24 protein-coding genes and 1 pseudogene are annotated in these 24,096 nt (G+C 72.2%); 14 read left to right on the forward strand and 11 right to left on the reverse strand.

The window, feature by feature from the left end; genetic code table 11:
* The coding region (locus HLK59_RS01060) for a TerD family protein (protein ID WP_171139361.1) at window positions 1-596 on the reverse strand (596 nt) is incomplete at its 3' end.
* Window positions 597-892: 296 nt separating this feature from the next.
* Here HLK59_RS01060 and HLK59_RS01065 point away from each other — a divergent pair.
* The 4 genes from HLK59_RS01065 (at window position 893) to HLK59_RS01080 (ending at window position 5,607) form a co-directional block, all read left to right on the forward strand.
* A complete protein-coding gene (locus HLK59_RS01065; RefSeq protein ID WP_171139226.1) occupies window positions 893-1,330 on the forward strand; it encodes a DUF6643 family protein in 438 nt (145 codons plus the stop codon).
* Window positions 1,331-1,372: 42 nt separating this feature from the next.
* The gene (locus tag HLK59_RS01070) at window positions 1,373-2,203 is read left to right on the forward strand and encodes an MOSC N-terminal beta barrel domain-containing protein (protein WP_171139227.1); all 831 of its coding nucleotides are present in this window, start codon (window positions 1,373-1,375) and stop codon (window positions 2,201-2,203) included.
* A gap of 169 nt (window positions 2,204-2,372) precedes the next feature.
* Complete coding sequence (locus HLK59_RS01075; protein ID WP_171139362.1) at window positions 2,373-2,978, forward strand: hypothetical protein; 606 nt, start codon at window positions 2,373-2,375, stop codon at window positions 2,976-2,978.
* A gap of 190 nt (window positions 2,979-3,168) precedes the next feature.
* Entirely contained in the window at window positions 3,169-5,607 is a 2,439-nt protein-coding gene (locus HLK59_RS01080; RefSeq protein ID WP_171139363.1) for a right-handed parallel beta-helix repeat-containing protein, read from the forward strand.
* A gap of 33 nt (window positions 5,608-5,640) precedes the next feature.
* On the opposite strand, the gene HLK59_RS01085 is transcribed toward HLK59_RS01080, so the two are convergent.
* The gene (locus tag HLK59_RS01085) at window positions 5,641-7,956 is read right to left on the reverse strand and encodes a hypothetical protein (RefSeq protein ID WP_171139228.1); all 2,316 of its coding nucleotides are present in this window, start codon (window positions 7,954-7,956) and stop codon (window positions 5,641-5,643) included.
* Window positions 7,957-8,247: 291 nt separating this feature from the next.
* Between HLK59_RS01085 and HLK59_RS01090 the strand changes: the two genes are divergently transcribed.
* Window positions 8,248-9,078 (forward strand): DeoR/GlpR family DNA-binding transcription regulator, encoded by an 831-nt coding sequence (locus HLK59_RS01090; RefSeq protein WP_171139229.1) that lies wholly within the window; start codon window positions 8,248-8,250, stop codon window positions 9,076-9,078.
* Between the two features lie 52 nt (window positions 9,079-9,130).
* Window positions 9,131-9,601 carry an SRPBCC family protein gene (locus HLK59_RS01095; protein WP_171139230.1) on the forward strand — a complete coding sequence of 157 codons (471 nt, stop codon included), beginning with the start codon at window positions 9,131-9,133 and terminating at the stop codon, window positions 9,599-9,601.
* A 173-nt stretch (window positions 9,602-9,774) separates the two neighbouring features.
* On the opposite strand, the gene HLK59_RS01100 is transcribed toward HLK59_RS01095, so the two are convergent.
* Entirely contained in the window at window positions 9,775-10,899 is a 1,125-nt protein-coding gene (locus tag HLK59_RS01100; protein ID WP_171139231.1) for a PLP-dependent cysteine synthase family protein, read from the reverse strand.
* A 349-nt stretch (window positions 10,900-11,248) separates the two neighbouring features.
* Between HLK59_RS01100 and HLK59_RS01105 the strand changes: the two genes are divergently transcribed.
* Complete coding sequence (locus tag HLK59_RS01105; RefSeq protein WP_171139232.1) at window positions 11,249-11,572, forward strand: hypothetical protein; 324 nt, start codon at window positions 11,249-11,251, stop codon at window positions 11,570-11,572.
* 187 nt (window positions 11,573-11,759) lie between these two features.
* The gene (locus HLK59_RS01110) at window positions 11,760-12,302 is read left to right on the forward strand and encodes an ATP-binding protein (protein WP_171139233.1); all 543 of its coding nucleotides are present in this window, start codon (window positions 11,760-11,762) and stop codon (window positions 12,300-12,302) included.
* A 32-nt stretch (window positions 12,303-12,334) separates the two neighbouring features.
* Here the strand turns inward: HLK59_RS01110 and HLK59_RS01115 are convergent, their stop codons facing one another.
* From HLK59_RS01115 to HLK59_RS01125, 3 genes are read right to left on the reverse strand one after another with little or no spacing between them, the layout of a single operon-like run.
* On the reverse strand, window positions 12,335-14,896 hold the full coding sequence (locus tag HLK59_RS01115; RefSeq protein WP_171139234.1) for an ABC transporter permease: 2,562 nt from the start codon (window positions 14,894-14,896) through the stop codon (window positions 12,335-12,337).
* Window positions 14,893-15,660, reverse strand: coding sequence for an ABC transporter ATP-binding protein (locus HLK59_RS01120; RefSeq protein WP_171139235.1), 768 nt, complete (start codon window positions 15,658-15,660; stop codon window positions 14,893-14,895). Before HLK59_RS01120 ends, HLK59_RS01115 begins: the two co-directional genes overlap by 4 nt.
* Window positions 15,657-15,947 carry an SHOCT domain-containing protein gene (locus HLK59_RS01125; RefSeq protein ID WP_171139236.1) on the reverse strand — a complete coding sequence of 97 codons (291 nt, stop codon included), beginning with the start codon at window positions 15,945-15,947 and terminating at the stop codon, window positions 15,657-15,659. The genes HLK59_RS01120 and HLK59_RS01125 overlap by 4 nt, the downstream gene beginning before the upstream one ends.
* Before the next feature lie 162 nt (window positions 15,948-16,109).
* On the opposite strand from HLK59_RS01125, the gene HLK59_RS01130 reads away from it, so the two are divergent.
* The 4 genes and pseudogenes from HLK59_RS01130 to HLK59_RS01145 all read left to right on the forward strand — a co-directional run.
* Window positions 16,110-16,685 carry a TetR/AcrR family transcriptional regulator gene (locus HLK59_RS01130; RefSeq protein ID WP_171139237.1) on the forward strand — a complete coding sequence of 192 codons (576 nt, stop codon included), beginning with the start codon at window positions 16,110-16,112 and terminating at the stop codon, window positions 16,683-16,685.
* Window positions 16,686-16,780: 95 nt separating this feature from the next.
* On the forward strand, window positions 16,781-17,365 hold the full coding sequence (locus tag HLK59_RS01135) for a DUF4865 family protein (RefSeq protein WP_171139238.1): 585 nt from the start codon (window positions 16,781-16,783) through the stop codon (window positions 17,363-17,365).
* A complete protein-coding gene (locus HLK59_RS01140) occupies window positions 17,362-18,270 on the forward strand; it encodes a phosphotriesterase (protein ID WP_171139239.1) in 909 nt (302 codons plus the stop codon). The genes HLK59_RS01135 and HLK59_RS01140 overlap by 4 nt, the downstream gene beginning before the upstream one ends.
* Before the next feature lie 28 nt (window positions 18,271-18,298).
* A pseudogene (locus HLK59_RS01145) lies at window positions 18,299-18,403 on the forward strand (DUF1272 domain-containing protein); the annotation flags it as partial.
* 41 nt (window positions 18,404-18,444) lie between these two features.
* Here HLK59_RS01145 and HLK59_RS01150 read toward each other — a convergent pair.
* Together HLK59_RS01150 and HLK59_RS01155 are read right to left on the reverse strand one after the other, a co-directional pair.
* Window positions 18,445-18,987, reverse strand: coding sequence for a GNAT family protein (locus HLK59_RS01150; protein ID WP_171139241.1), 543 nt, complete (start codon window positions 18,985-18,987; stop codon window positions 18,445-18,447).
* A 75-nt stretch (window positions 18,988-19,062) separates the two neighbouring features.
* A complete protein-coding gene (locus HLK59_RS01155) occupies window positions 19,063-20,532 on the reverse strand; it encodes a ketol-acid reductoisomerase (protein WP_171139242.1) in 1,470 nt (489 codons plus the stop codon).
* 88 nt (window positions 20,533-20,620) lie between these two features.
* Here HLK59_RS01155 and ilvY point away from each other — a divergent pair, with 88 nt between their 5' ends.
* Window positions 20,621-21,472 carry an HTH-type transcriptional activator IlvY gene (gene ilvY / locus HLK59_RS01160; RefSeq protein WP_171139243.1) on the forward strand — a complete coding sequence of 284 codons (852 nt, stop codon included), beginning with the start codon at window positions 20,621-20,623 and terminating at the stop codon, window positions 21,470-21,472.
* A gap of 3 nt (window positions 21,473-21,475) precedes the next feature.
* Here the strand turns inward: ilvY and HLK59_RS01165 are convergent, their stop codons facing one another.
* Both HLK59_RS01165 and HLK59_RS01170 read right to left on the reverse strand, forming a co-directional pair.
* Window positions 21,476-21,925, reverse strand: coding sequence for an RpiB/LacA/LacB family sugar-phosphate isomerase (locus HLK59_RS01165; RefSeq protein ID WP_171139244.1), 450 nt, complete (start codon window positions 21,923-21,925; stop codon window positions 21,476-21,478).
* A 17-nt stretch (window positions 21,926-21,942) separates the two neighbouring features.
* Window positions 21,943-22,944, reverse strand: a complete 1,002-nt coding sequence (locus HLK59_RS01170; RefSeq protein WP_171139245.1) for a helix-turn-helix transcriptional regulator — start codon at window positions 22,942-22,944, stop codon at window positions 21,943-21,945.
* Between the two features lie 83 nt (window positions 22,945-23,027).
* On the opposite strand from HLK59_RS01170, the gene HLK59_RS01175 reads away from it, so the two are divergent.
* A complete protein-coding gene (locus HLK59_RS01175; RefSeq protein ID WP_171139246.1) occupies window positions 23,028-23,342 on the forward strand; it encodes a hypothetical protein in 315 nt (104 codons plus the stop codon).
* On the opposite strand, the gene HLK59_RS01180 is transcribed toward HLK59_RS01175, so the two are convergent.
* Complete coding sequence (locus HLK59_RS01180; RefSeq protein ID WP_171139247.1) at window positions 23,309-24,016, reverse strand: SDR family NAD(P)-dependent oxidoreductase; 708 nt, start codon at window positions 24,014-24,016, stop codon at window positions 23,309-23,311. The two genes, HLK59_RS01175 and HLK59_RS01180, sit on opposite strands and share 34 nt — an antisense overlap.
* Window positions 24,017-24,096: the final 80 nt, after the last annotated feature.

The raw sequence follows: 24,096 nt of genomic DNA on the forward strand, positions 1-24,096 counted from the left end.
GGACGAACCCCAGCAGGCCGCCCCACCGGCGGGGCGGTGACCGCAGGGGCCACCGGTGCCGGTGGGGCGGCCTGCTGGGGTTCGTCCACAGTGATCCCGAAATCGGTGGCCAGCCCTTCCAGCCCACTGCTGTAGCCCTGGCCGACCGCACGGAACTTCCAGTTGCCCTGGCGGCGGTAGAACTCGCCGAGGACGAAAGCGGTTTCGACACTGGCGCCGCTGCTGTCGAAGCGGGCGATCACAGCGCCCTGGGCGGCGTCCTTGACCTCGATGTAGAGGCCCGGCACCTGACCGAAGGAACCGCCGTCGCTGGAGGCGGCCAGGACCACGGTCTCGACGGCGGGCTCCACGCGCGCGAGGTCGACGAGAAGGGTGTCGACCACCCGCCCACCGGCGTTCTGCTTGCCCTCGTGGCGGACCGCGCCGGAGGTGTGCGCCGGCTGGTTGTAGAAGACGAAGTCGCCGTCGGAACGGACCTTGCCGCCCACGAGGAGCAGAGCCGAGGCGTCCGCGTCGGGTACGCCCGGTCCGGAGTTCCAGCCCAGTTCGACCCGCAGTGCCGTCGTCGGCACCGGAGCATTGGACCCCTTCGACATCGACATGTCCGCCCCCATCACGTGTCACCGCGCCAGGCATGTCCCGGCAGCCCATTGATTCCCTACAGGGCAAACCTATTCCCCGCGACGGCGAACTCCCATCCGGTGCGCAGAGAGATCGCCCGTCAACCCTCGGTAACCCGCCCGGAACTCGGCCTTTACAGGATCTCAACCCCTGCCGCTGCCCCTTTTTCCCACCTTCGCTCGCATTGGGGATCCGAGGCCACTGCCGACACGGAAATCAACCCTCTTATCGGTCTCCCCAACCAGCACATCGTGGGCTTAACTTATGTGCCATGACCTCCCCCCGCTCCACTTATGGCGGCGGCTACTACTCCGCCTCCTTCCCGGACACTCCGATCTACGACTCGCTCGTGGCCGAGCGGGGTACTCCGCAGATCGCCCCGATCCGGGTCCCTGCCGAGTACGCCATGCCGAGCAGCAGCAACCTGCCCGCGCTGCCGTCGGCACTCCCCGCCCTCCCGGCGGGTCCCTCCCAGTCCTCCTACGGCTACCCGCAGGCGCAGCAGCCCGCTCCCCTGCAACAGGCGCCCGCCGCGTACATCCCGCAGCAGGCCGGCGCCCCGCGCGGCTATCCCGGTCCGCAGATGCAGCAGCCCCGTCCGGCGGCGCCGCAGGGCATGGGCTACGAGGCGATGCGCCCCGCGGCTCCCCGCCCCGCTCCGGCTCCGTACCAGGACCCGTACAACAACCAGCAGTACCGCGGCTACTGAGCCGCTCCATGGACCTTCCGTGCCTGATGGCACGATGGGTTCATGGGTGATGCGCGGCTCGAGTCGATTCATGTCCATCCGGTCAAGGCGTTCCGGGCCCTCGCGCCCGGGGAGGCCGACGTGGAGCCCTGGGGGCTGGCCGGGGACAGGCGCTGGGCGCTGATCGACGACGGGGGAAAGGTCGTCTCCCAACGCCGGGAGCCGCGGGTCGCGCTTGCCGCCGCCGAGCTGCTGCCCGGTGGCGGTGTCCGGCTGTCCGCGCCCGGCATGGAGCCACTGGAGGTCCCCGTGCCGCGCCCGGTCGGCACCGTGCCGGTGGCGATCTTCCGGGACAAGGTGGAGGCGGTGCCGGCCGAGGGCTCGGCGGCGCACGCCTGGTGCAGTGCCTATCTCGGCGCGGACGTCCGTCTGGTGCACATGGACGATCCCGCCACGCGCCGGCTGGTCGACCCTGAGTACGCGTTCGAGGGGGAGACCGTCTCCTTCGCCGACGGCTTTCCTCTGCTGCTCACCACTACGGCCTCGCTCGATGCCCTCAATGCCCTGATCGCGCGGGGTGATCACGCCGACGAGGGCCCGCTGCCCATGGACCGGTTCCGGCCCAACGTGGTCGTGTCGGGCACCGACGCCTGGGCCGAGGACGACTGGTCGCGGCTCGCGATCGGTGAGGTCCTCTTCCGGGCCGCCAAGACCTGTGGACGCTGTGTCGTGACCACCACCGACCAGTCCACCGCCGCCCGCGGCAGGGAACCTCTGCACACCCTGGGACACCACCGGCGCCTGGGCGGAAAACTGGTCTTCGGGCAGAACCTGGTGGCCCGGTCCCGTGGCACCATCCGCGTCGGCGACCCCGTCACGATCCTCGATCGGTAGAGACCCGCTCGACGCCTGATGTGCGGGAACCCACCGTGGGGGACCGCGCGTTGATAATCGTGAGAAGTTCATGAGAGGTCCGGTTGGTGATTTCGCTCTCTCTTTGACCGGGCCTGCACGTGAACATCTCCGCCAGGGGTTATCACGGAGCGGGAAGGGGGTGCGGACGGTGCGAGCGATCAGCGGAATCTGGCGCTGGCGGCACAATCCGCTGCGCCGTGCGACCGATCTGGCCGAGGCCTGGGTCGCACTCGCGGCCGTGGTGCTGATCCTGGTCGTCACGCCGGTGGCCGGCGTCGTCGTCGGCGGCCTCGCCCAGGACTCCCTCCAGGAATCGGTCCGCAATCAGCGCGTCGCCCGTCATCTGGTGACGGCCACGGTGGCCCGCAAGCTGGACCGGTCCCCGCTGGACGTCGATCCCGAGACCTCCACCGGCCGTGAGACACGCACCCGTGTCCTCGCCGACTGGACCGCGCCGGATGGCACCGCACAGCACGGCCCGGTGCTGGCGAACCTCAAGGACCCGCATCAGGGCGACCACTTCGCGATATGGACGGACGCGCAGGGCCACATAGTGGCCCGGCCGCTGGACTCCGCGACCGCCACGACGCATGCCGTGCTCGCCGGGTTCGGCGCGGCCCTGCTCGGCATCGGACTGGTCGAGAGCGCCCGCCGGTTGATCGTCTGGCGCATGGTCCGTCGCCGGTACGCCCGTTGGGACCAGGCCTGGGACCGGGCGGGCCCGGACTGGGGCAGGACCGGCACCGGCAGCTGACAGCCTTCCGGCTCTGGTCAACCCACCGCCCGCACGCACGCTACGGTGGACCGGCCGAACTTCTTCGGCAGCACGAACCCGCGAGCGAGCGAGCCCCAGGGACGTGCCGGTGTCGGGCAGTTGACGTCGGTGCGGCTGTCCCCACGGCCCGCGAGCCATGAGTACCGCACAGTGGGGGCACGGCAACACCATGGCACAGGGCACGGTCCAGGTGACGCACACCGGCACCTCGCGGTGGCGGCGCCGCACGGGTGAGTACGCATCGCTCGCCGCCGCCCTGGAGGCCGCGGCCGACGGCGACGTCCTCACGGTCGCCCCCGGCACCTACCGGGAGAACCTCGTCGTGCAGCGGGCGGTGACCCTGCGCGGGCCCGAGGGCTCCCCCGGCTCGGTGCGCATCGCGCCCGCCGACGGGGTGCCGCTGACCGTGCGCGCCTCGGCGGTGGTCCAGGACCTGCATGTGGAGGGCCAGGACGCGGCCGCGCCGGCGCTGCTCGTGGAGGAGGGCACACCGGAGCTGACGGACATCCGGATCGTCACCCGGTCCGCGGCCGGCATCGAGGTGCGCGGCGGCGCCCGGCCGACGGTGCGGCGCTGCACCGTCGACAATCCGGCCGGGATCGGTGTCGCCGTACTCGACGGCGGGGGCGGTGTGTTCGAGGAGTGCGAGGTCGTGGCGGCCGGTCAGGCCGGCGTCGCGGTCCGCGGCGGGGGCCATCCGCGTCTCGAACGCTGCCGGGTGCATCACGCCTCGGGTGTGGGCCTGTCGGTGACCGGCGAGAACTCCGCGCTGGAAGCGGTGGGCTGCGAGGTCTACGAGGTGCGTGGCAGCGGCGTCCAGATCACCAACAAGGCCACCGCGCACCTGACCGACTGCGATGTGCACCGCACCACCGGCGACGGCGTCACCCTGGACACGGACGCCGTGCTGACCCTGGCCGACTGCCGTATCCACGACATCCCCGAGAACGCGGTGGACCTCAGGTCGCGTTCCGTCCTCACCCTCACCCGCACTACGGTGCGCCAGTTCGGGCGCAACGGCCTGTCGGTGTGGGATCCGGGCACCCGCGTGGACGCCAACCAGTGCGAGATCTTCGACAGCACCGGCGACTACCCCGCGGTGTGGGTGAGCGACGGGGCGACCGCGGTGCTGGACTCGTGCCGGGTGCACGACGTACCGGACGCCCTGTTCGTCCTGGACCGCGGCTCCCGCGCGGACGTCGTCGACAGCGACCTCTCCCAGGTACGCAACACGGCCGTGTCGGTGAGCGACGGCGCCACCGCGCAGCTCGACGACTGCCGTATCCGGGACGCGGCGACCGGCGCCTGGTTCCGGGACCACGGCAGTGGCGGCACCCTCAACAACTGCACGGTGGACGGCACCCAGACCGGCGTGATCGTCACCAAGGGCGCCGACCCGACGATCGAGCGGTGCACGGTGGACTCCCCCGCCGAGGCCGGCTTCTACGTGTCGGCGGGCGGCCGGGGCAGCTTCCTGAACTGCCGGGTCACCGGCAGCGGCGGCTACGGCTTCCATGTGATCGACGGCTCCCGTACGACGCTCAGGAAGTGCCGTACGGAGCGGTGTGCCCGGGGCGGGTACGAGTTCGCGGACGCCGGCCCGGACACGGGATCCGGCGTCGGTCCGGTCGTCGAGGACTGCACGAGCGACGAGAGCGCGGGGCTCCGCCCGCCGGCCGCCCCGGAGCCCGCCGTGCAGACGGCGAGCCAGGCCCCCGGTCTGCTCGGCGTCATCCCCGGGCAGCGCACCACCGAGCCGGAGCAGCCTGCCGCCCCCGCCGAGCCCGACCAGCCCTCGCGCACCTCCAAGGCCGTCATGGGTGAACTCGACGCGCTGGTGGGCCTGGACAGCGTCAAGCGCGAGGTGCGGGCCCTCACCGACATGATCGAGGTCGGCCGGCGCCGCCAGCAGGCCGGCCTCAAGGCGGCCTCGGTCAAACGCCACCTGGTCTTCACCGGCTCCCCCGGGACCGGCAAGACGACGGTCGCCCGCCTGTACGGCGAGATCCTCGCCTCCCTCGGTGTCCTGGAGAAGGGACATCTCGTCGAGGTGTCCCGCGTCGACCTGGTCGGTGAGCACATCGGTTCCACCGCGATCCGTACCCAGGAGGCCTTCGACAAGGCGCGCGGCGGGGTGCTGTTCATCGACGAGGCGTACGCGCTCTCCCCCGAGGACTCCGGCCGCGACTTCGGCAAGGAGGCCATCGACACCCTGGTGAAGCTCATGGAGGACCACCGGGACGCGGTCGTGGTGATCGTCGCGGGCTACACGGCCGAGATGGAGCGGTTCCTGTCGGTCAACCCCGGTGTGGCGTCCCGCTTCTCACGGACCATCACCTTCGGCGACTACGCCCCCGACGAGCTGCTGCGGATCGTGGAGCAGCAGGCCGACGAGCACGAGTACCGACTGGCGTCGGGGGCCCCGGAGGGCCTCCTCACGTACTTCACGGCGATCCCCAAGGGCCCCGCCTTCGGTAACGGCCGTACCGCCCGCCAGACCTTCGAGGCCATGGTCGAGCGGCACGCGAGCCGCGTCGCCCAGGTCGCGGAGCCCAGCACGGACGATCTGACGCTGCTGTACGCGGAGGATCTGCCGGAGATTCCCTGACCTGAGCACCAGAGCACCAGAGCACCAGAGCGGCTACCGCTGCGCCGGTACGTCCGGTCGCAGCCGGGCCAGCAGCCTGGCCCGCTCCTCGGCGAAGGCCGGGTCGGCCTGGTAGTCGGAGTGGCCCAGGATCGGTGTGGGCAGCGGGTGTTGCTCGGTACGGCCGTAGGCCAGCGGGTCCTTCAGGGGTTCGTGGTCGACCTCGGGGCCGCATTCGCCGGAGAGCCGGACCGGGCCGCCGATGGGGTCGGTGGGCCGGTACAGATTGCGCCAGCAGGCGACGTCGTGGTGCAGGGCGCTGAGCGCGGCCGGGCCGAAGTGGGCCGGGAACCAGCGGCCGTAGAGCCGCTCCAGCGGTGAGCCGTACGTCAGCAGCGCGACCCGCCTGCGGTCGGCCGGCGTCAGCTGCCAGGCCGCCGCGGCCGCGAGGACGCTGCCCTGGGAGTGTCCGGAGATCACCAGGCGACCGCCGGTGGCGCGTGTCCAGGTGGCCATCCGCCAGGTCAGGTCGGGGACCGCCCGCTCGGCGTAGCACGGCGGTGAGAAGGGATGGGCGGCGCGCGGCCAGAACGTGCCGACGTCCCACAGGATGCCGATGGTGCGGCGCGCGGAGGGGTCCTTGTAGGCGCGCCGGCCCCAGGTGACGAACAGTATGAAGCCGAACCCGATCAGCCAGGAGCCGAGTGCCTGAGCGGTCTCGGCGGCGCCCTGGACGAAGGCGTACGACCCGTCCACCGCCGCGCCCGGTGTCTTCCCGGTGGCGAGGGCGCCCACCAGGGCGCCGGCGCCCAGGAGCAGGGTCGTGGCGGAGGTGACGGCGACGATCAGCGGGGCCCGGTCGGTGAGCGTGGCCAGCGCGCGGGCGTTGGCGATACGCCGGGTGCGGGCCCGGTCCTTGGGCTTGTCCGGGTAGTCGGTGTCCACGGCGGCCAGTTCGGTGCGGCGCAGCTGCCAGGTGCGCCGTCCCAGCCAGCCGCACAGCACCAGCAGGACGACGATCAGCGGCGGGATCACGGACGCCTGCCAGGTCAGCAGGACCGGCGGGCCGGTCAGGGTGGTTCCGGTGCCGTCGAGCCAGTCGGCCACCCGCTGGGACACACCGCCGGACATCACCCCGCCCAGGGCGCAGGCCAGCATCGCGACGGCGGGCCCGCCCAGGCCGCGCATGGCGGCGCGCGGGTCGGGGCGGGTGCGGTGCAGGGTATGGGCCACGACAGCCATGACGATCACGATCAGTCCCTGGACCAGGGCGATTCCGCCGAAGGTGGCGTCGCCCGGCAGCCGTCCCTGCGACGCCCATCCCGGGCGCTCCCAGCCGGCGTACAGCATGGTCAGGGCGAGCAGGCCGAGCGCGGCGAGCGGCAGACGTCGTACGAGATGCTCGTCGAGCTCCCGGTCGAGGCGGTTCTCGCTGCGGCCGCGGCGGCAGACCACCCAGACGACCATGACCGCGCCGCCGGCCAGCGACACCATCAGGAGCCGGCCCAGCCCGTCGAGCAGGGCGGGTCCGTCGGGGCGGCGGTCGAAGCGGGCCGCCGCGGAGCCGACGGCCGCGGCGACCGTGAGCAGGGCCGCGGCGGTGTGGGCGGCGCGCAGCCGGGCCACCAGCCGGCGGCCGTACCAGAAGCCGGGGCGGCCGAGGGCGGTACGGACCGTGTCCTCGTCGGGCTCGGACGGGCGGGACATCGGCGCCTGCGACTCGTAGGCGTTCCAGGTGCGGTGGGACAGGTACCACAGCAGGCAGGTGAGCACGGCGGGGAGCAGCGCGGCGAGGGCGAGCCTGCGCCCGGGGCGGCTCCACCAGCCGCCGTCGGAGACGGTCGGCGACAGGAAGCCCAGCCAGGAGTGCCGGTCGGCGCACGCGCGCGCGCCCGCGCACTGCCATGCCGTCAGATCGAGGGCCACCTCGCAGACGGCCGCGACCAGCAGCACGGTCAGGGACAGGCCCGCGAGTCGCACCAGCAGCCCGTAGAGACGGACCGCGCGGGTGCGGCCGCGTGCGGCGGGGCGCATCCAGTGCGAGAGGTTGACCACCATGAACGGGAGCAGCAGCAGCCACAGGGCGCGCGAGGCGTTGCCGGAGGTGAGGTTGCACCAGACGTACGCCTCGGGCACCGGCTCACGCCGGGCGCTGTCCGGTCCGGTGTCAGCCCCGGCGTCGGTCCCGGCGTCGGTCCCGGCGTCCTCGGCGCGCCGGAACACGGCCGCCGTGTCGTCGCCGGTGATCCGCACGGTGCGCGGATCGTCGAGCATCTTCTCGGGCGTCGTACCGCCCACCCCGTGGACCAGCAGCTCCAGCGCGGAGCCCTCCGGGCCGCCCGTCGAGGCACGTTTCTGCAGATGTTCCACTGTTTCGCTCTTCCCCCGTGACGTGCCGCCCGCTTTGTCGGTGCGGGCTCAAGGATCTCCGCTGGGACTGCGCCGTACACCTCTCGTCACGGAATCTCCCCGTTCCGTGTGACGGTCGGGGCGCAGGACAAGGCCGAAGTGACATGCGCGCGTCGTGACGGTCGGTGGCGCGACCGGTACCGTGCCGTGCGAGGATGGGTCGTCCACGCAGCGGGAACGGGGAGAACGTCCTCGTCGGAGCAGGTGCGCGGGGCGTGTCGGACGGGTTGAGGCGAAAGGACCGGAGCGTACGTGAGCGAGAATCAGAACCTCCTCGCGGAGCAGCGGCGCGCCCTCATCCTGGACGAGGTCCGGCGCCGCGGCGGCGTCCGGGTCAACGAGCTGACCCGCAAGCTCGGCGTGTCGGACATGACCGTGCGTCGCGATCTCGACGCGCTGGCCCGCCAGGGCGTTCTGGAGAAGGTGCACGGCGGCGCGGTCCCGGTGGTCGAGGCGAGCACCCACGAGCCGGGTTTCGAGGCCAAGTCGGGTCTTGAGCTGACGGCCAAGGAGGACATCGCGCGAGCGGCGGCCGAGCTGGTCGCCCCGGGTTCGGCGATCGCCCTGTCGGGCGGTACGACGACGTACGCGCTCGCCCATCATCTGCTCGACGTGCCGGACCTCACGGTCGTCACCAACTCGGTGCGGGTGGCCGATGTCTTCCACGCGGCGCAGCGCACCACGGGCCCCCGCCAGGGTGCGGCCACGGTCGTGCTGACCGGCGGTGTGCGCACGCCGTCGGACTCGCTGGTGGGCCCGGTGGCCGACCAGGCGATCGCGGCGCTCCACTTCGACGTGCTGTTCCTCGGGGTCCACGGGATATCGGTCGAGGCCGGTCTGTCCACGCCGAACCTCGCGGAGGCGGAGACCAACCGCCGTCTGGTGCAGTCGGCGCGACGGGTCGTGGTGGTCGCCGACCACACCAAGTGGGGCACGGTGGGCCTGAGTTCGTTCGCGGCACTGGAGCAGGTGGACACGCTGGTGACGGACGCGGGGCTGCCGGCGCAGGCGCGCGAGGAGGTCGCCGAGCATCTGCGGCGGCTGGTGGTGGCCGGTGAGCCCGGTGAGGGTACAGACAGCTGACTGGGCGTCAGTTAGGGTGTCACACCTCTGCCGTCGCCTGGGGAGTGTGACCGTGGCTCACCAACTGCGCGCCGTGGGGCTCGACTTCATCGAGGTCGCTCCCGTCCGCATGGTCTTCGCCCGGGAGATGTCCGCCGGCCCGGAGGCCGTCTACCGAGCCCTCGCCGACGACGTGCCGGGCTGGCCCCAGTGGTTCTCGGCCGTCACCTCCGCCCGGTCGACCGGCGACGGATCGACGCGCGAGGTCCGTCTCAGGGGTGGCGGGCGCTTCCAGGAGACGATCATCGCGGCGAAGCAGCCGGAGGTGTACGCCTACCGCGTCGACGTGGCGAACACGCCCGGTGTCCGCGCTTTCGCCGAGGAGTGGCGACTCACCCCTTCGGGGACGGGCACCTTGGTGCGCTGGACCTGCGCCGTGGACGGCACGGCCGCGTTCCGCCTCGCGGCGAAGCTCGCACGGCCCGGGCTGGGGCGGGCGTTCCGGGGCGCGGTCGCCGCACTGGACCGGCGTCTCGCGGCCTGAGCGCTCCGCTGGATGAGCGGTGATGTGCCGTCGTTCGGCCGCGGCGCCGTCGTGGCTGGTCGCGCCCGCGCGGCGGTAGCCGCACATCGACACAGCCCGCACCCCTTCGGGGCGCGGCCGAACCGCAGCGGACTTCGCCCGACCCGCTTGGCAGGGCCGCCCCTCGGCTCGGTCTAGCAGGGCCAGATCCCCGTCTCCAGCAGCGACTCGATCGCCTCGGCGTACGGCTGGATGTCCAGGCCCTGTTCGGCCAGCCACGCGTCCGAGTAGTACTTGTCGAGGTAGCGGTCCCCCGGGTCGCACAGCAGCGTCACCACGCTGCCCCGCCGTCCCTCGGCCACCATCTCGGCGACGATCTTCAGCGCGCTCCAGAGTCCGGTGCCGGTCGAGCCGCCCGCCTTGCGACCGATGGCCTGTTCCAGTGCCCGCACGGCCGCGACGCTGGCGGCGTCGGGGACCTTCATCATGCGGTCGACGGCGCCGGTCACGAAGCTCGGCTCCATGCGCGGCCGGCCGATGCCCTCGATGCGGGAGCCGCAGTCGCAGGTGACGTCCGGATCGCCGGTGGTCCAGCCCTCGAAGAAACAGGAGTTCTCCGGGTCGGCGACACAGATGCGGGTGTCGCGCTGGGTGTAGTGGACGTAGCGCGCGATGGTCGCCGAGGTGCCGCCGGTGCCGGCCGTGGCGACGATCCACGCGGGTTCCGGGAACCGCTCCGACTCCAGCTGGCGGAAGACGGATTCGGCGATGTTGTTGTTGCCGCGCCAGTCCGTGGCCCGTTCCGCGTAGGTGAACTGGTCCATGTAGTGGCCGCCGGTGTCCACCGCGAGCCGGGCAGACTCCTCGTACATCCTGCGTGAGTCGTCCACGAAGTGGCACCGGCCGCCGTGGAACTCGATGAGGCGGATCTTCTCGGCGCTGGTCGTGCGCGGCATGACGGCGATGAAGGGCACCCCGATCAGCTTGGCGAAGTACGCCTCGGAGACGGCCGTCGAGCCGCTGGACGCCTCGATCACCGGGCGGTCCGGCCGGATCCAGCCATTGCACAGACCGTAGAGGAACAGGGAGCGGGCGAGGCGGTGCTTGAGGCTGCCGGTCGGGTGGGTCGACTCGTCCTTGAGGTACAGGTCGATGCCCCACTTCTCCGGGAGCGGGAAGCGCAGGAGATGGGTGTCGGCCGAACGGTTCGCGTCGGCCTGGACCTTGCGGACGGCCTCTTTCAGCCAGTCACGGTAAGCGGCGTCGCTGTGGTCGACGTCGAGGGTGGCGCCGGTCCGGATCTGCTGGGGGGTGCTCACGGCGGGGCTCCTTAGGCTTCGCGCCGACGGCGGGTCGCGCTGTCGACGCATCGATCATATGCACCTTCCGCACGCTTCTCACCTGCATAAACACACCTTTGGGCACCTCAAAGGCCACCCTGGGGACCGAGCTCCGCAGGGCCATGGGGGCGCATTCGCACGAGTGCTCCGGGCTCCCGTACCGGGGGTCGCATGCGCACTGGTGCTCGACGCCGGGTGCGGGCAGACTGCACCGAACGGGACGCAGGTCCCCGACGGGGGCGCACACTGGATCATGCAGGCAGTCGGCCCACGGACCCACGCAGGACCCCGGGCCGGCACATCGAGGGCGCACTAGGGGGCGGGGAGCATGGCGGAGCCGGAGTTCACGGCCACGGGCGTGCGGATCGGGAAGCGGCTGCGTTCGCTGACCCGGGCCGGACAGGTCCGTATCAGCGACGGCAGGCTGGAGTTGCTCACCAGCTACGGCAGCGAGATCGACAGCGCGCCGGTGCAGGCGGTGCGGGCGTCCAAGCCCTGGTTCGCCGCCGACGACCGGGCGCTCGCCGACATCAACGGCAAGCGGTATCTGCTGACCCTCGGCGATCACGACCCGGCACCGGGCGAGCCGGGTCCACCCGCGGCACGCCGGTTCATCGAGGCCGTACGGAAGGCCGCGGGACGTCACGGGTGAGCTACCGCGAGTTGCGGTACCCCACCCCCTGAGTCACGCTGTTCTCACGTCACTCTGGGTTTACCGGCGATAACGCTGCGAACCAGCCCGCCGGGCATGGCAGCAGGCAGCCGTCTCACCAGGCGCCTTGCTGGATCGATCCGAACTCCGTGTTCTTCCGGACCTCTTCAGTCGGGGAGTCGCAGCCGTGATCAGTCACCCAAGCAGGCACTGCACGGTGGAGCTCCAAGCCCTGCCGTCGCGGATCGGCCAGGTCCGCAGAATCGTCTCTGCGCAGTTGCGCTACTGGCATCTGGACCCCCTCATAGACCGGGCGGCGCTCGGTGTGACGGAGCTCTTGACCAACGTCCACCGGCACGCCCAGCCCGACAAGATGTGCACCGTGGAGATCGAGCTGGTCCTCGACCGGCTCATGGTCTCGGTGCACGACCACGACCCGCGTCTGCCGGTCGTGGAGGAGATGCCCGACAACCTCCTGGAAGCCGACACGCTCGCCACCCGCGGGCGTGGGCTCGCCATGGTGGCCGCCGTGAGCGAGAGCTGGGGCGTGCGGCCGGACGGGGAGGCGGGCAAGGTCGTGTGGTTCGCGCTCTCCGCGCCCGCCGCCGTGAAAGCCGGGGCGGGGCGGCCCCCGCGGCGTGCCGCGGCGGAGAAGGCACCTCGGGTGTTCGCCGAGGTCGAGGCCCGCAGGACCGAACATGCTCCCGCCCGGTCGGCCGTTGCCGGCTGACCGGGCGGTGACATCGTGTGCCGGGCCCCGTGTCACTCGGTGGCGATCGCCCGCAGCACGTCCAGGCGTGCCGCGCGCCGGGCCGGGCGCAGGCCCGCCAGGGCGCCCGCCGCCAGGCCCACCAGGGCCACGATCGCGAGTCGCAGCGGCGGCATCGCGAAGGCGAAGTCGCTGTCGCTCGCGCCGTCGGAGGCCTTGACCAGGACCCAGCCGAGGAAGCCGCCGAGAGCCAGGCCGCCGACCGTGCCGAACGCGGCCACCAGGACCGACTCCCAGCGGACCATGGCCCGCAGTTGGGAGCGGGTCTGGCCGACCGCCCGCAGCAGGCCCAGTTCCCGGGTGCGTTCGTGGATCGCCAGGGTCAGGGTGTTGGCGATGCCGAGGAGTGCGATGAGGACCGCGAGGGCCAGCAGGGCGTAGACCAGGGTGAGCATCATGTCGATGCCGCCCGCCGACGACTGTGCGTACTCGTCCCGGGTCTGCACCTCGGGGTTGCCGTAGCGCTCGGCCACCTTCTCGACCGCCGCCTTGCCGGTGTCCGTGCTCACGCCGTCCTTGAACGACACGGCGACCAGCGTGTCGGAGTCCTGGGTGCGGTGCGGCTGCCAGGCCGCGCGGGTGATGACGTACTCCCCCGCGAGTTCGGACCGGCCGTAGACCGCGCGGACCGTGAAGGTCTCCTTCTGGCCGTCGGTGAACGTCAGTCGGGTCGTGTCGCCGGGCTTCAGGCCTTGCCTGTCGGCCTCGCTCGCGGTGATGGCGATGCCGTCCGTGCCGAGGTCGCTCAAGGAGCCCCGGATCGTGCCCAGGTCGAAGGTGCGCTCCAGTGCGAGCGGGTCGGTGACGGTCAACGCCCGCCCCTTGCCGTCGACTTCGGCGACTCCGCGGCCGAGTCCGACGGCCGTGTCCACCTCGGGCAGCCGGTCGAGGGCGCCGGCCAGACGCGGACTCAGGCCGCTGCCGCCCGCGCCGAACGCCGGGGTGCTCACCGCGATGTCGCCCGCGAAGGACCGGGAGACGGTCTGGTCCATGGTCGCCTTGAGGGACGCGGCGAACACGGTGAACAGGGAGACGACCGCGACGCCGATCATCAGGGCGCCGGCGGTGGCGGCCGTGCGCTTGGGGCTGCGCAGGGCGTTGCGGCGGGCGAGGCCGCCGGTGACTCCGCGCAGTCGGTCGAGGGGGCCGCCGAGGACGCGTACCGCAGTGGTGGAGGCGACCGGGCCGAGGATCACGAACGCGGCCAGGGCCAGGACGGCACCGGTGCCCGCGAGCCAGAGGGACGGGGAGACGAGCACACCGCTCATCGTCACGCCGAGGGCGAGGGCGGCGAGGCCCGTCCCCGTCACGGCGCGCACGCGCGAGGCGCCCGAGGCGTCGACGGCCGTCTCGCGCAGTGCCGCCATGGGGGCGGTGCGGCCCGCCCGTACGGCGGGCAGGAGCGCGGAGCCGAGGCAGACCACGATGCCGACCGCGAGCGGCAGCAGCATGGACAGTGCGCTGACCACCAAGTCGCCCTCGGGGAAGGGGAATCCGATCGCCGGGAACAGTGCCTGGAGGCCCGCGGCGATACCGATGCCGCCCGCCAGGCCCGCGAGCGAGGCCGTCACCGCGACCGCGGTCGCCTCCACGAGGGTCGACGCGGTGACCTGGCGGCGGGAGGCGCCCAGGGCACGCAACAGGGCGTTCTCGCGAGTGCGTTGGGCGACGACGATCGCGAAGGTGTTGTGGATGGAGAAGGTCGCCACCAGCAGGGCGACGCCGGAGAAGACGAGGAGGAAGAGGGTGAAGACGGTCAGGAACTGGCTGGAGATCATCTCGGTGTTCTCCTCGGCCGACTCCTGACCGGTGATCGCCTCGACTCCCTCGGGCAGTACGGGAGTCAGCCGGTCGACGAGCTCCTGCTGACCGACACCGGGCCCGGCGCGCACCTGGATGGTGGTCGCCTCGCCGGGCCGCGCGGTGAGGTACTTCTCGGCGTCGGCCTGCGTCATGCCGGTGAAGGTCACCTGGGCCATGCCGTCCTCGCCGCCGAAGGTCGCCAGGCCCACGATCGTCACCTCGACCGGGTCCGGCGTCCGCAGAGTCGTCGTGTCGCCGATACTCAGGTCACCGCGTTCGGCGGTGCCCCGGTCGATGACGACCTCGCCCGGCTTCGCGGGGGCGCGGCCCTCGGCGAGCTGGTAGGCGTTGAGCTCGGGGTCGGCGATCCAGTTGCCGGCGAGGGTGGGCGGACCCTGCCCGCCGATGGGGTCGCCGTCGGCGCCGACCAGTTGGCCCGCGCCCTGGATGCTGGGGGCGGCGGCCGCCACGCCGGAGACCTGCTCGACGGTCCTCACCAGGTCCGTGGCGACCGGCTGGCGTACGCCCTCGCTCTCGCCCGGTGTGGTGATGGCGTCGGCGCTGCGGACCACGGCGTCGGTGCCGCTGGTGGCCCTGCCGAACATCGTGTCGAAGCTGGCGCGCAGGGTGTCGCCCATGACGAGCGTGCCGGCCAGGAAGGCGACGCCGAGGAACACCGCGAGGAAGGTTCCGGCGAAGCGGCGCTTGTGGGCGCGCAGGGAGGACACGCTCAGCCGGACGGCGGCGTTCATGACGGTCCTCCGAGCGGTGCGGTGGTGTCGAGGGCCTTCATACGGTCCAGGACCTTGTCGGCGGTCGGGGCGGTCATACGGTCGACCAGGCGCCCGTCCGCGAGGAAGACGACCTCGTCGGCGTGGGCGGCGGCGACCGGGTCGTGGGTGACCATCACGACGGTCCGGGACGTCTGGCGTACGGCGCGGCCGAGGAGGCCGAGGACCTCGCCGCCGGAGCGGGAGTCCAGGTTCCCGGTCGGTTCGTCGGCGAAGACGACATCGGGCCGGCCGGCGAACGCCCTTGCCACGGCGACGCGTTGCTGCTGGCCGCCGGAGAGTTCGGAGGGGCGGTGGTGGAGGCGGTCGCGCAGGCCGACGACGTCGACGAGTGCGTCGATCCACTCGCGGTCGCCCTTGCCGCCCGCCAGGTCGAGGGGGAGCGTGATGTTCTCCTCGACGGTCAGGGTGGGTACCAGGTTGAACGCCTGGAACACGAAGCCCACACGGTCGCGGCGCAGCAGGGTCAGACGGCGGTCGTCGAGGGCGCCCAGTGCGGTGTCGCCGATGTGGGCGGTGCCCGAGGTGAGGGTGTCGAGGCCGGCCGCGCAGTGCATCAGGGTGGACTTGCCGGAGCCCGAGGGCCCCATGATCGCGGTGAAGCGGCCGGCCGGGAAGTCGACGCTCACCCCGTCCAGAGCCCGCACGCCGGTGTCGCCAGTGCCGTAGACCTTCACGGCGTCGGTCACTCGGGCGGCCGATCGGACGGTGGTCGTGGTCGTCATGCCGCACCGCCCTTGCCCGTGCGGCCGAACTGCTCGTCCAGGACGGACAGCCGACGCCAGTACTCGTCCTCGTCGATCTCGCCGGCGGCGAAGCGGCGGCCGAGCATCGCGATCGGCGAGTCGGCGGACGGGCCGGTGTCGGCCGTCGTGCGCCACGGGCCGCGGCGACCACGCCACGCGGTGCGGCGCAGGACGGTGACGGCGCCGACCACGACGGCCGCCCAGATCAGCGGGAAGAGAAGGATCCACGGGCCGGGCCCGCCGTCCCAGTGCGCCAGGGTCTGCATCTCGGGTCATCTCCCTAGTGGTGTGTGCGGGTGATGTCCCGAGACTGGCCCCGGGGCGGGGTCCGGGTCGTCGTACGGCCAGCGGCAGTGCGTGTACCTCCCGGGGAGTACGAGGAGCCGTTCCGGCTGCTCCGCGCGAGGTCGACTTCTGTAACTACTAGTATGTACAGTAGGTGTGTGAGTACTCCGGAGCGTCTGATCGAGTCCACCCGGGAGCTGCTGTGGGAGCGCGGTTACGTGGGCACCAGCCCCAAGGCCATCCTGGAGCGTTCGGGTGCCGGGCAGGGCAGCATGTACCACCATTTCAAGGGGAAACCCGACCTCGCGCTGGCCGCGATCCGGCGCACGGCCGAGGAGTTGCGGGCTACCGCCGAGGGAGTACTCGGCGGGCCGGGGACGCCGTACGAGCGCATCGAGGCGTATCTGCTGCGCGAGCGCGATGTGTTGCGCGGCTGTCCGGTGGGGCGGCTGACGATGGATCCGGACGTCATCGCGAGCGACGAGCTGCGCGAGCCGGTCGACGAGACCCTCGACTGGCTGCGCGAGCGGATCGCCGGGATCGTCGAAGAGGGCAGGGAACAGGGACAGTTCGCGGCTTCGCTCGACGGCGAGGCGATCGCGGCGACGGTCGTCGCCACCGTGCAGGGCGGCTATGTCCTCGCCCGCGCCTCGGGCTCCCCCGCCGTCTTCGACGCGGGCGTCCGGGGCCTCCTCTCCCTTCTGGCACCACGGCCCTAGGAGTGCACGCATGTGCACACCGCCCGGCACCGCCACCCGCACGGCCGGGAAGCGCACGCCGACGCTGCGGAGTACCCCGCCTGAGGAGGCACCCGATGCATGCGATGCAGTACGAACTCACCCTGCCCGCCGACTACGACATGGGCGTGATCCGCGGTCGTGTGGCGCGGGTCGGGCATCTGCTCGACGAGTGGGAGGGCCTCGGGCTCAAGGCGTATCTGATGCGTGAGCGCGGGGCGCACGGCTCGCCGGTGAACCAGTACGCGCCGTTCTATCTCTGGGACACCATGGCGGGGATGAACTCCTTCCTGTGGGGTGGCGCCTTCCAGAGGCTGAGCGATGACTTCGGGCGGCCGTCGGTCCGGCAGTGGACGGGGCTGGCCCACCAGGCGGGCGGCGCCGCCGGTTCACCGGCGCGGGTCGCTGTGCGGCGGCGGCAACCGGTGCCGGACGGGGCGGAGTTGGCGGAGGTCATGGCGGACGCGGTGCGTGCGACGGGGCGGCTGGCGGCGGAGGACGGGGCGGTGCTGGCGGCGGCAGCCGTGGACACCGGCCGTTGGGAGCTGGTCCATTTCTCGCTCTGGGCCCATGACACGCCCGAGGCGGAGGGCGATGTGTTCCAGGTGCTGCACCTGTCGGCGCCGGGGCTCGCCGGGCTGCCGCGGGGGCGCCAGTGGTGAGCGTGGTCCGTACGGTTCTCGGGGATGTGGGGCCGGAGCGGCTGGGCGTGTGCGACGCGCACGACCATCTGTTCTTCGGCAGCCCCCGGCTGCCCGGGCAGGAGTTGCGGGACGTGTCCGCGGCCCGCGCGGAGTTGGCGGCGTTCCGCGCCTCGGGCGGGGACAGCGTGGTGCAGTGGACGCCGTACGGGCTGGGGAGGCGGGTCGCCGATCTGCCGCCGCTGTCCCGGGAGACGGGGGTCCTGGTGGTGGCCGCGACGGGACTGCACCAGTCCGTCCACTACGACGACCGGACCCTGAAGGAACTGCGCAACCGGCTCGCCGAGGTCTTCGTCGCCGAACTGACCGACGGGATCGGCACATCGGGGGTCCGCGCCGGACTCATCAAGGTGGCGGGCGGTTTCCACGCCCTCGACGCGCACGCCCGCTGGACGATGACCGCGGCGGCCGAGGCGCACCACGCGACCGGTGCGCCGATCGCGGTCCATCTGGAGCTGGGCACCGGCGCGCTCGACGTACTGGACCTGCTGTGCGGCGAGTTGGGCGTGGCGCCGTACCGGGTGATCCTGGGCCATCTGAACCGCTCCCCCGACCTCGTGGTGCACCGGCAGGCCGCGGCGACCGGCTGCTATCTGGCCTTCGACGGTCCCTCACGTGCCCACCACGCCACGGACTGGCGGATGCCGGACGCCGTACGGGCCCTGGCCGAGGCGGGCCACGGAGATCGGCTCCTCCTGGGCGGCGACACGACGACCGCGGCGGCGCGTTCGGTGAACGGCGGTCCGGGGATGCCGTATCTGCTGCGCCGGGTGCGGCCCCGGCTGGCGGCGGAGATCGGCGCCGAGCTGGTCGAACGCGTCATGAGCGAGAATCCTGGGCGGGCACTCGCCGTCGAGTGGCGCTGACCGAGGAAGAGAGAGGAAGGGAGCGGAGATGGCACTGGAGATGCGGGAGAGATGCGAACGCTGTGAGACGGCCGAGCTGCCGCCGGACGCGCCGGCCCGCATCTGCTCGTACGAGTGCACCTTCTGTGTGCCGACAACCGCGCCGAAGCGGCGAAGAGGCGGTCGGGGGGTGGCCTAGCCGTTCGCCCCCGGCTTCCAGTCCTGGGCGAGCAGACCGAGCACCACCTCGTCCAGGAACTCGCCCATCACCCAGGCCGCGGAGCGCAGCACGCCCTCGCGGACGAAGCCGTTGTGCTCGGCCGAGCGCAGCATCGCGGTGTTGTCCGACAGCGTCTCGATCTGGAGCCGGTGCAGGCCGCGCACGGTGAAGCCGTAGTGGCACAGCACCGCGACCACATCGGTGCCGTAGCCCTTGCCGCGGGCGGAGGGCAGCAGTCCGAGGCCGATGTGGGCGAAGCGGTTGTGGGTGTCGATGCCCCACAGAGTCGCGGAGCCGATCAACGTGCCGCCCTCCAGCTCCACCACGGAGAACGGGACGTGCGCTTCCTCCTTGTCGTCCACCACCAGCCGCGGGTCCTTGGAGCCGGGCGACATCGGACGCCACGGCCGGCTTTCGGACCGCGCGGAGTTGACGACGTCGTCGTAGAGCTCCGTCCGCAGGACCGGGATGTCGTCCTCGTGCCGGGCCCTGAGCCCTACCTTGGTACCTCTGAGCATGCAGGCTTCCTATCCGACCGGGCTCGCCGACGGCAAACGATTAAGGTGAGCGCGTCGGCGACCGCCGGTCAGGACCTACGCCACCGAGATGTCCACCGACGGCCTCAGCTTGGCGGCCGCGGCCAGGGCCTCGTGCACCGGGTGGGCGTCGAAGGCCGCCAACAGAGCGGTGTCCGCGGGGAGTTCGGCGGCCGGGAAGGCGATCTGCTCGTAGGCGGCCTGGAAGCGCGGACCCCAGCGGCGGGCGCCGAGGCGGGCCGTGCGGGAGCAGTTGTCGACCATGTGGGCGACGTCGCGGGCGTGCATGTAGGGCAGGAGTGAGTCCACGGCCTCGATGACGGACTCGTTGACGATCTCGGACCAGGGGTGGCCGCGGTCGGCGAACTCGTCGATCTGGGCCGTCATGGTGGCGACGAAGACCCCGGCGGTGAACGGGTCCACGGGCAGGTCCCGTTCGGCCCGGCGGGCGTGCGCCCGCTCGCTCACCGACCACATCGGCGAGCCCCCGATCCGGCTCATCTCGCGGGCGCCGAGCCGCCGTTCGGCCAGGATCACACTGCGTAGCTCCGTGCCGTCGGCGACCTCGTCGTAGATCTCCGCGACGATCTCGCGGGCGGGTCCGTGCGTCGCCGTGTACGCGCGGTCGAACACGGCCCGGGAGGCGGTGCCGAGGTCCTCGCGGACCGCCCGCAGGCCGGCTCGGGAGATGGTGCGGGCGATCGGGCCGGTCACGTTCTCGCAGGAGCGCTCGTACGCCGTCACCTCGTCGTCCCCGGCGAGGCGGTGGCGTGTGAAGAGGCTCTCGACGATGCCGTGGACGGCGCCGAGCAGGATGGCGCGTTCGCCGACGATGTCGGAGAGGTACTCGCTGTCCAGCGTGGTGCGGAAGGTGTACGGCGAGCCGAGCGCCACCGACCAGCCCAGCGCGAGGTCGACGGCCCGGCCGTCGGGGTCGGCGTGGACCGCGTAACTGCTGTTGATCCCGGCGCCGTTGATCTCGGCGCCCTGCTGGTAGAGGCGCCGCACCGAGTCGCCCATGCCCTTGGGGCACACCGCGAGCACCGCGTGTCCCGGCGGGAAGTCGCCGCCGGTCTCCCGGAGGTGGCCGAGCAGGAAGCCGTGCGAGAGGCCGATGGCGGCGCCCTCCTTGAGAGCCGCGAAGATCTGCTCGTGGTGGGCGGCGAGTGCGGCGTCGGCGATCAGCAGGATCACCAGGTCGCTGTCGGCGGTGACGGCGAGCCAGTCACCGAGGGTGCCGTCCTCCTCGGTGAAGCCGTGGGCGCGGGCGTCGGCGGCCGAGCGCGAGCCGGGGCGCAGTCCGACGGCCACCCGGATGTCCGTGCCGGCGAGGGAGTCGCGCAGGTTCAGGGCCTGGGCGCGGCCCTGTGGGCCCCAGCCGATGACGCCGATGCGGCGGACCCCGGCGAAGGCCCGCGGAAGCAGCGGGAAGAGGTGCCGGCCGCCGCGCAGGATGGTCTCGGTGCCGCCGGGCACGTCCATCGTCTCGAGGGAGAAGACACGGGAGCTGTACGTGGTCGAGGTCATGGTCGAGTTGTAGGCTCCGGGTGGGCATTGCGGCAAGCGCAACATCCGAAGCGGGTTGTTGCATGAAATGAAAGACGCAGGTCACAGCATGCGTGAAGACCATCGGGACCTGCGTCTTTTTCTGCATCTGGCGCAGACACTGAACTTCGGGCGGACCAGTCTCGACTGCCATGTCAGCGCGGCGACGCTCACCCGGACCGTGCAGCGGCTGGAGGCCGGGCTCGGGCACCGGCTGCTGGACCGGGGGCCGCGCGGGGTGTCGCTGACCGCGGAGGGGCACCGGTTTCGCGCGTACGCCGTCGAGGCACTGGAGCTGTGGCGCTCCTATCGGGAGGAGCACCCCGATCCGGCCGAACTCACCGGCCGGCTGGCGGTGTTCGCCACGGTGACCGCCTGCCAGGCGCTGCTGCCGGACCTGCTGGCCCCGTTCCGCGCCGCGCACCCTCAGGTGCGGCTCGATCTGCGCACCGGTGACGCGGCGGCGGCGCTGGCCCGGCTGGACGAGGGCGAGGTGGACGTGGCCGTGGCGGGGATCCCGGCGCGGCTGCCGGAGCCGTTGGTGGGCCGGACGGTCGCGGTCACCGAACTGGTCCTGGTCACGGCCCGGGACCGGCCGGACCCGGACCTCGCCGGTCCCTTCGTCCTGCCCCACCGCGGTCTGGTCCGCGACGCCGCCGACCGCTGGTTCCGTGCCCGCGGCACGGCGCCCGAGGTGGCCTGCGAACCGGACGGCCACGAAGGGCTGTTGACGCTGGTCGCCCTCGGCTGCGGCACGGGGGTGGTCCCCCGTCTCGTACTGGAGCACAGCGCGGTGCGCGACCGGCTGTCGGTGATCGCGGCGGATCCCGCGCCGGAGCCGTTCCCCATCGGGTTGTGCGTACGGCGGGCCGATCTGCGCCGACCGCTGGTGGCCGCCCTGTGGAGCCTCACAGCTCCCTGAGATTCACGGCTCCCGGCGGTCCAGGAGCTCGATCCGCGCCACGTTCTCGCGGTCCTCGGCGTCCTCGCAGGGCTCCCCCGCGAACCACGCGTCGAGGATCTCCTTGAGCAGCGGCTCGGAGGTCAGGCGCAGGCTGAGGGCGAGGACGTTGGCGTCGTTCCAGCGGCGGGCCCCGTCCGCGGTGTAGGCGTCGGTGCACAGGGCGGCCCGTACGCCCGGGACCTTGTTCGCGGCGATCGAGGCGCCCGTGCCGGTCCAGCAGCACACGACCGCCTGGTCCGCCGCCCCGGTGGCGACGTCCCGCGCCGCCGACTCGGAGCACACGGCCCACCGGGGGTCGGAGCCGGGACGCAACGCCCCGTGGGTGACCACTTCATGACCGCGTGCGCGCAGCTCGGCGACGAGACTGCGGGCCACGGGTTCGTCCATGTCCGAGGAGACGGAGATCCGCATGGCCCCGAGCCTAGAGCCTACGCGCCGAGCGCGCGGGCGAGCAGGTCACGGCGGTTGTGGGTGCCCGTCTTCGCGAACACCGACTTCAGGTGGTCCTGCACGGTGTGCTCGGAGACGTGCATGGTGGCGGCGACCGTGTGGCTGTCGGCGCCTTTGGAGAGCAGGCCGACGAGTTCGGTCTCCCGGGCGCTGAGGGCGTGGGCCGGGCAGAAGACGGACAGTCGCTCGGCGGGTGAGGACTCCTCGATGGTGACGGCGACGGCGCCTTCCATGCGGGCGGCGCGCAGGGTGAGCCAGAGTCCGTCGGCGAGGTGCACGCGGGCCCGCGGCGGATGGTCGTCGACCCCGGCCTCGACGGCCAGGAGCTGGGCGGCGACGTTGTAGGCGCCGGCGGGCACGGCCGGGCGGCCGTGCTCAGGGGGGACCAGGACGCGCAGGTAGGCGTGGGTGCCGGGGGTCTGGCCGACGACGCCCATGTCGGGTGAGAGCACGAGCACCAGGGGTTCGGAGCGGGGCTCGTGGGGCGGTCGTACGACGAAGGTGGCGGCCTGGCTGCGGCGCAGTGCCGTCGTGATCGGCGCCGTGAGGCCGGCGAGGTGGGCCGCCTCCGCCGGGGTGAAGTCGCGGTCGCGGCGCCACAGGTCGAGGAAGCCCCAGGTTCCGTGGCGGTCCCGGAAGACCGTCGAGGCGATGTCCCGGATGCCGTGGTGGCGCAGGAGGTCGTTCCACAGGGGGCTGACCGAGCGGTCGGGGAGGTCGCTCAGCAGGGCGACGTCCCGCAGCTCCGTCCAACGGTTCGCCCGGGTCACGTACTTGAGGTGGATCGCCCGGGGCAGCTCCCGCAGCACGGGGACGTCGGCGATCGGGGCGCAGCCGACCGAGGTCTCCGGGTCGGTCAGGAGGAAGGCGTAGGCGTCGAAGCCGATGGTGGCGCGGAGCTCGTCGAGAAGGCGCAGGCGAAGTTCCCGTGCGTCGCCGCCCGCCTCGCACAGCCGCAGGATGCGCTCCCGTCCGGACATGGGCCGAGCGTATCCCCATATTTCTGGGATGTACGGCACCGGGCGCAACGGCGCAGCCTGGGGACGAGCATCGAGGAGGAATCATGCCGACCCTGCGCATAGAGCATCCGGTCACCGACTTCGCCCTCTGGAGGACGGCCTTCGACCGCTTCGCGGCCGCGCGTGCCGACGCGGGCGTACGGCGCCATCGCGTCCAGCGGCCCGTCGACGACCCCGCCTACGTCGTCGTGGACCTCGATTTCGACGATGTGGCGGCCGCCGAGGGGTTCCTGGGATTCCTGAGGTCGACGGTGTGGGCCTCGCCCGGGAACGCCCCGGCGCTGGCCGGGACGCCTCGGACGCGGATCCTGGAGACCGCCGAGGATCACCAGGGCAGCGGGCCGTCGACGTCCACATAGCCGCCGGTCGGGCCGTCGGGGCCGATCCGGGCCATGCGGACGACGATCTCGGCGCCCTGTTCGACGCTCTGGGTGCCGGTGCGGCCGTTGAGGTCGGTCGCGGTGAAGCCGGGCTCGACGGCGTTGATCCGGATGTTCGGGAACGCCTTCGCGTACTGCACGGTGATCATGTTGACCGCGGTCTTGGACGCCGGGTAGGCGAGGGCCTGGTAGAAGTGTGCCGGCGAGTCCGGGTCGGACAGCCGGGACAGCGAGGCGAGGCCGCTGCTGACGTTCACGACGACGGGGGCCGCGGACCGCTGGAGCAGCGGCAGGAACGCGCGGGTCACCCGGACGACGCCGAAGACGTTGGTCTCGAACACCGTGCGCATCTCGTCGGCGGTGGTGTCGGCGGCGGCCGGGACGGCGTTGTTCTCGCCCCGGACCTCGATGCCGGCGTTGTTGACCAGGACGTCGAGCCCGCCCTCGGCCTCGACGGTCTTCGCGGCGGCCCGGACGGAGGCGTCGTCGGTGACGTCGAGATGGACGAACCGGGCGCCGAGCTGTTCGGCGGCGCGGCGGCCGCGTTCGGCGTTCCGGGCGCCGATGTAGACGGTGTGACCTGCGGCGACGAGCCGGCGGGCGGCCTCCAGGCCCAGGCCCTTGTTGGCTCCGGTGATGAGTGTCGTAGTCATGACCCCACCGTCCCGCCGGACCGGCGGGACAGCCAGATGACGCTTCTTCCTGGGACTCGCGGTACCAGGCACCGTGTCGG

Origin of the sequence: Streptomyces sp. S3(2020), assembly GCF_013044505.1 — a bacterium.
Taxonomy (GTDB): domain Bacteria; phylum Actinomycetota; class Actinomycetes; order Streptomycetales; family Streptomycetaceae; genus Streptomyces.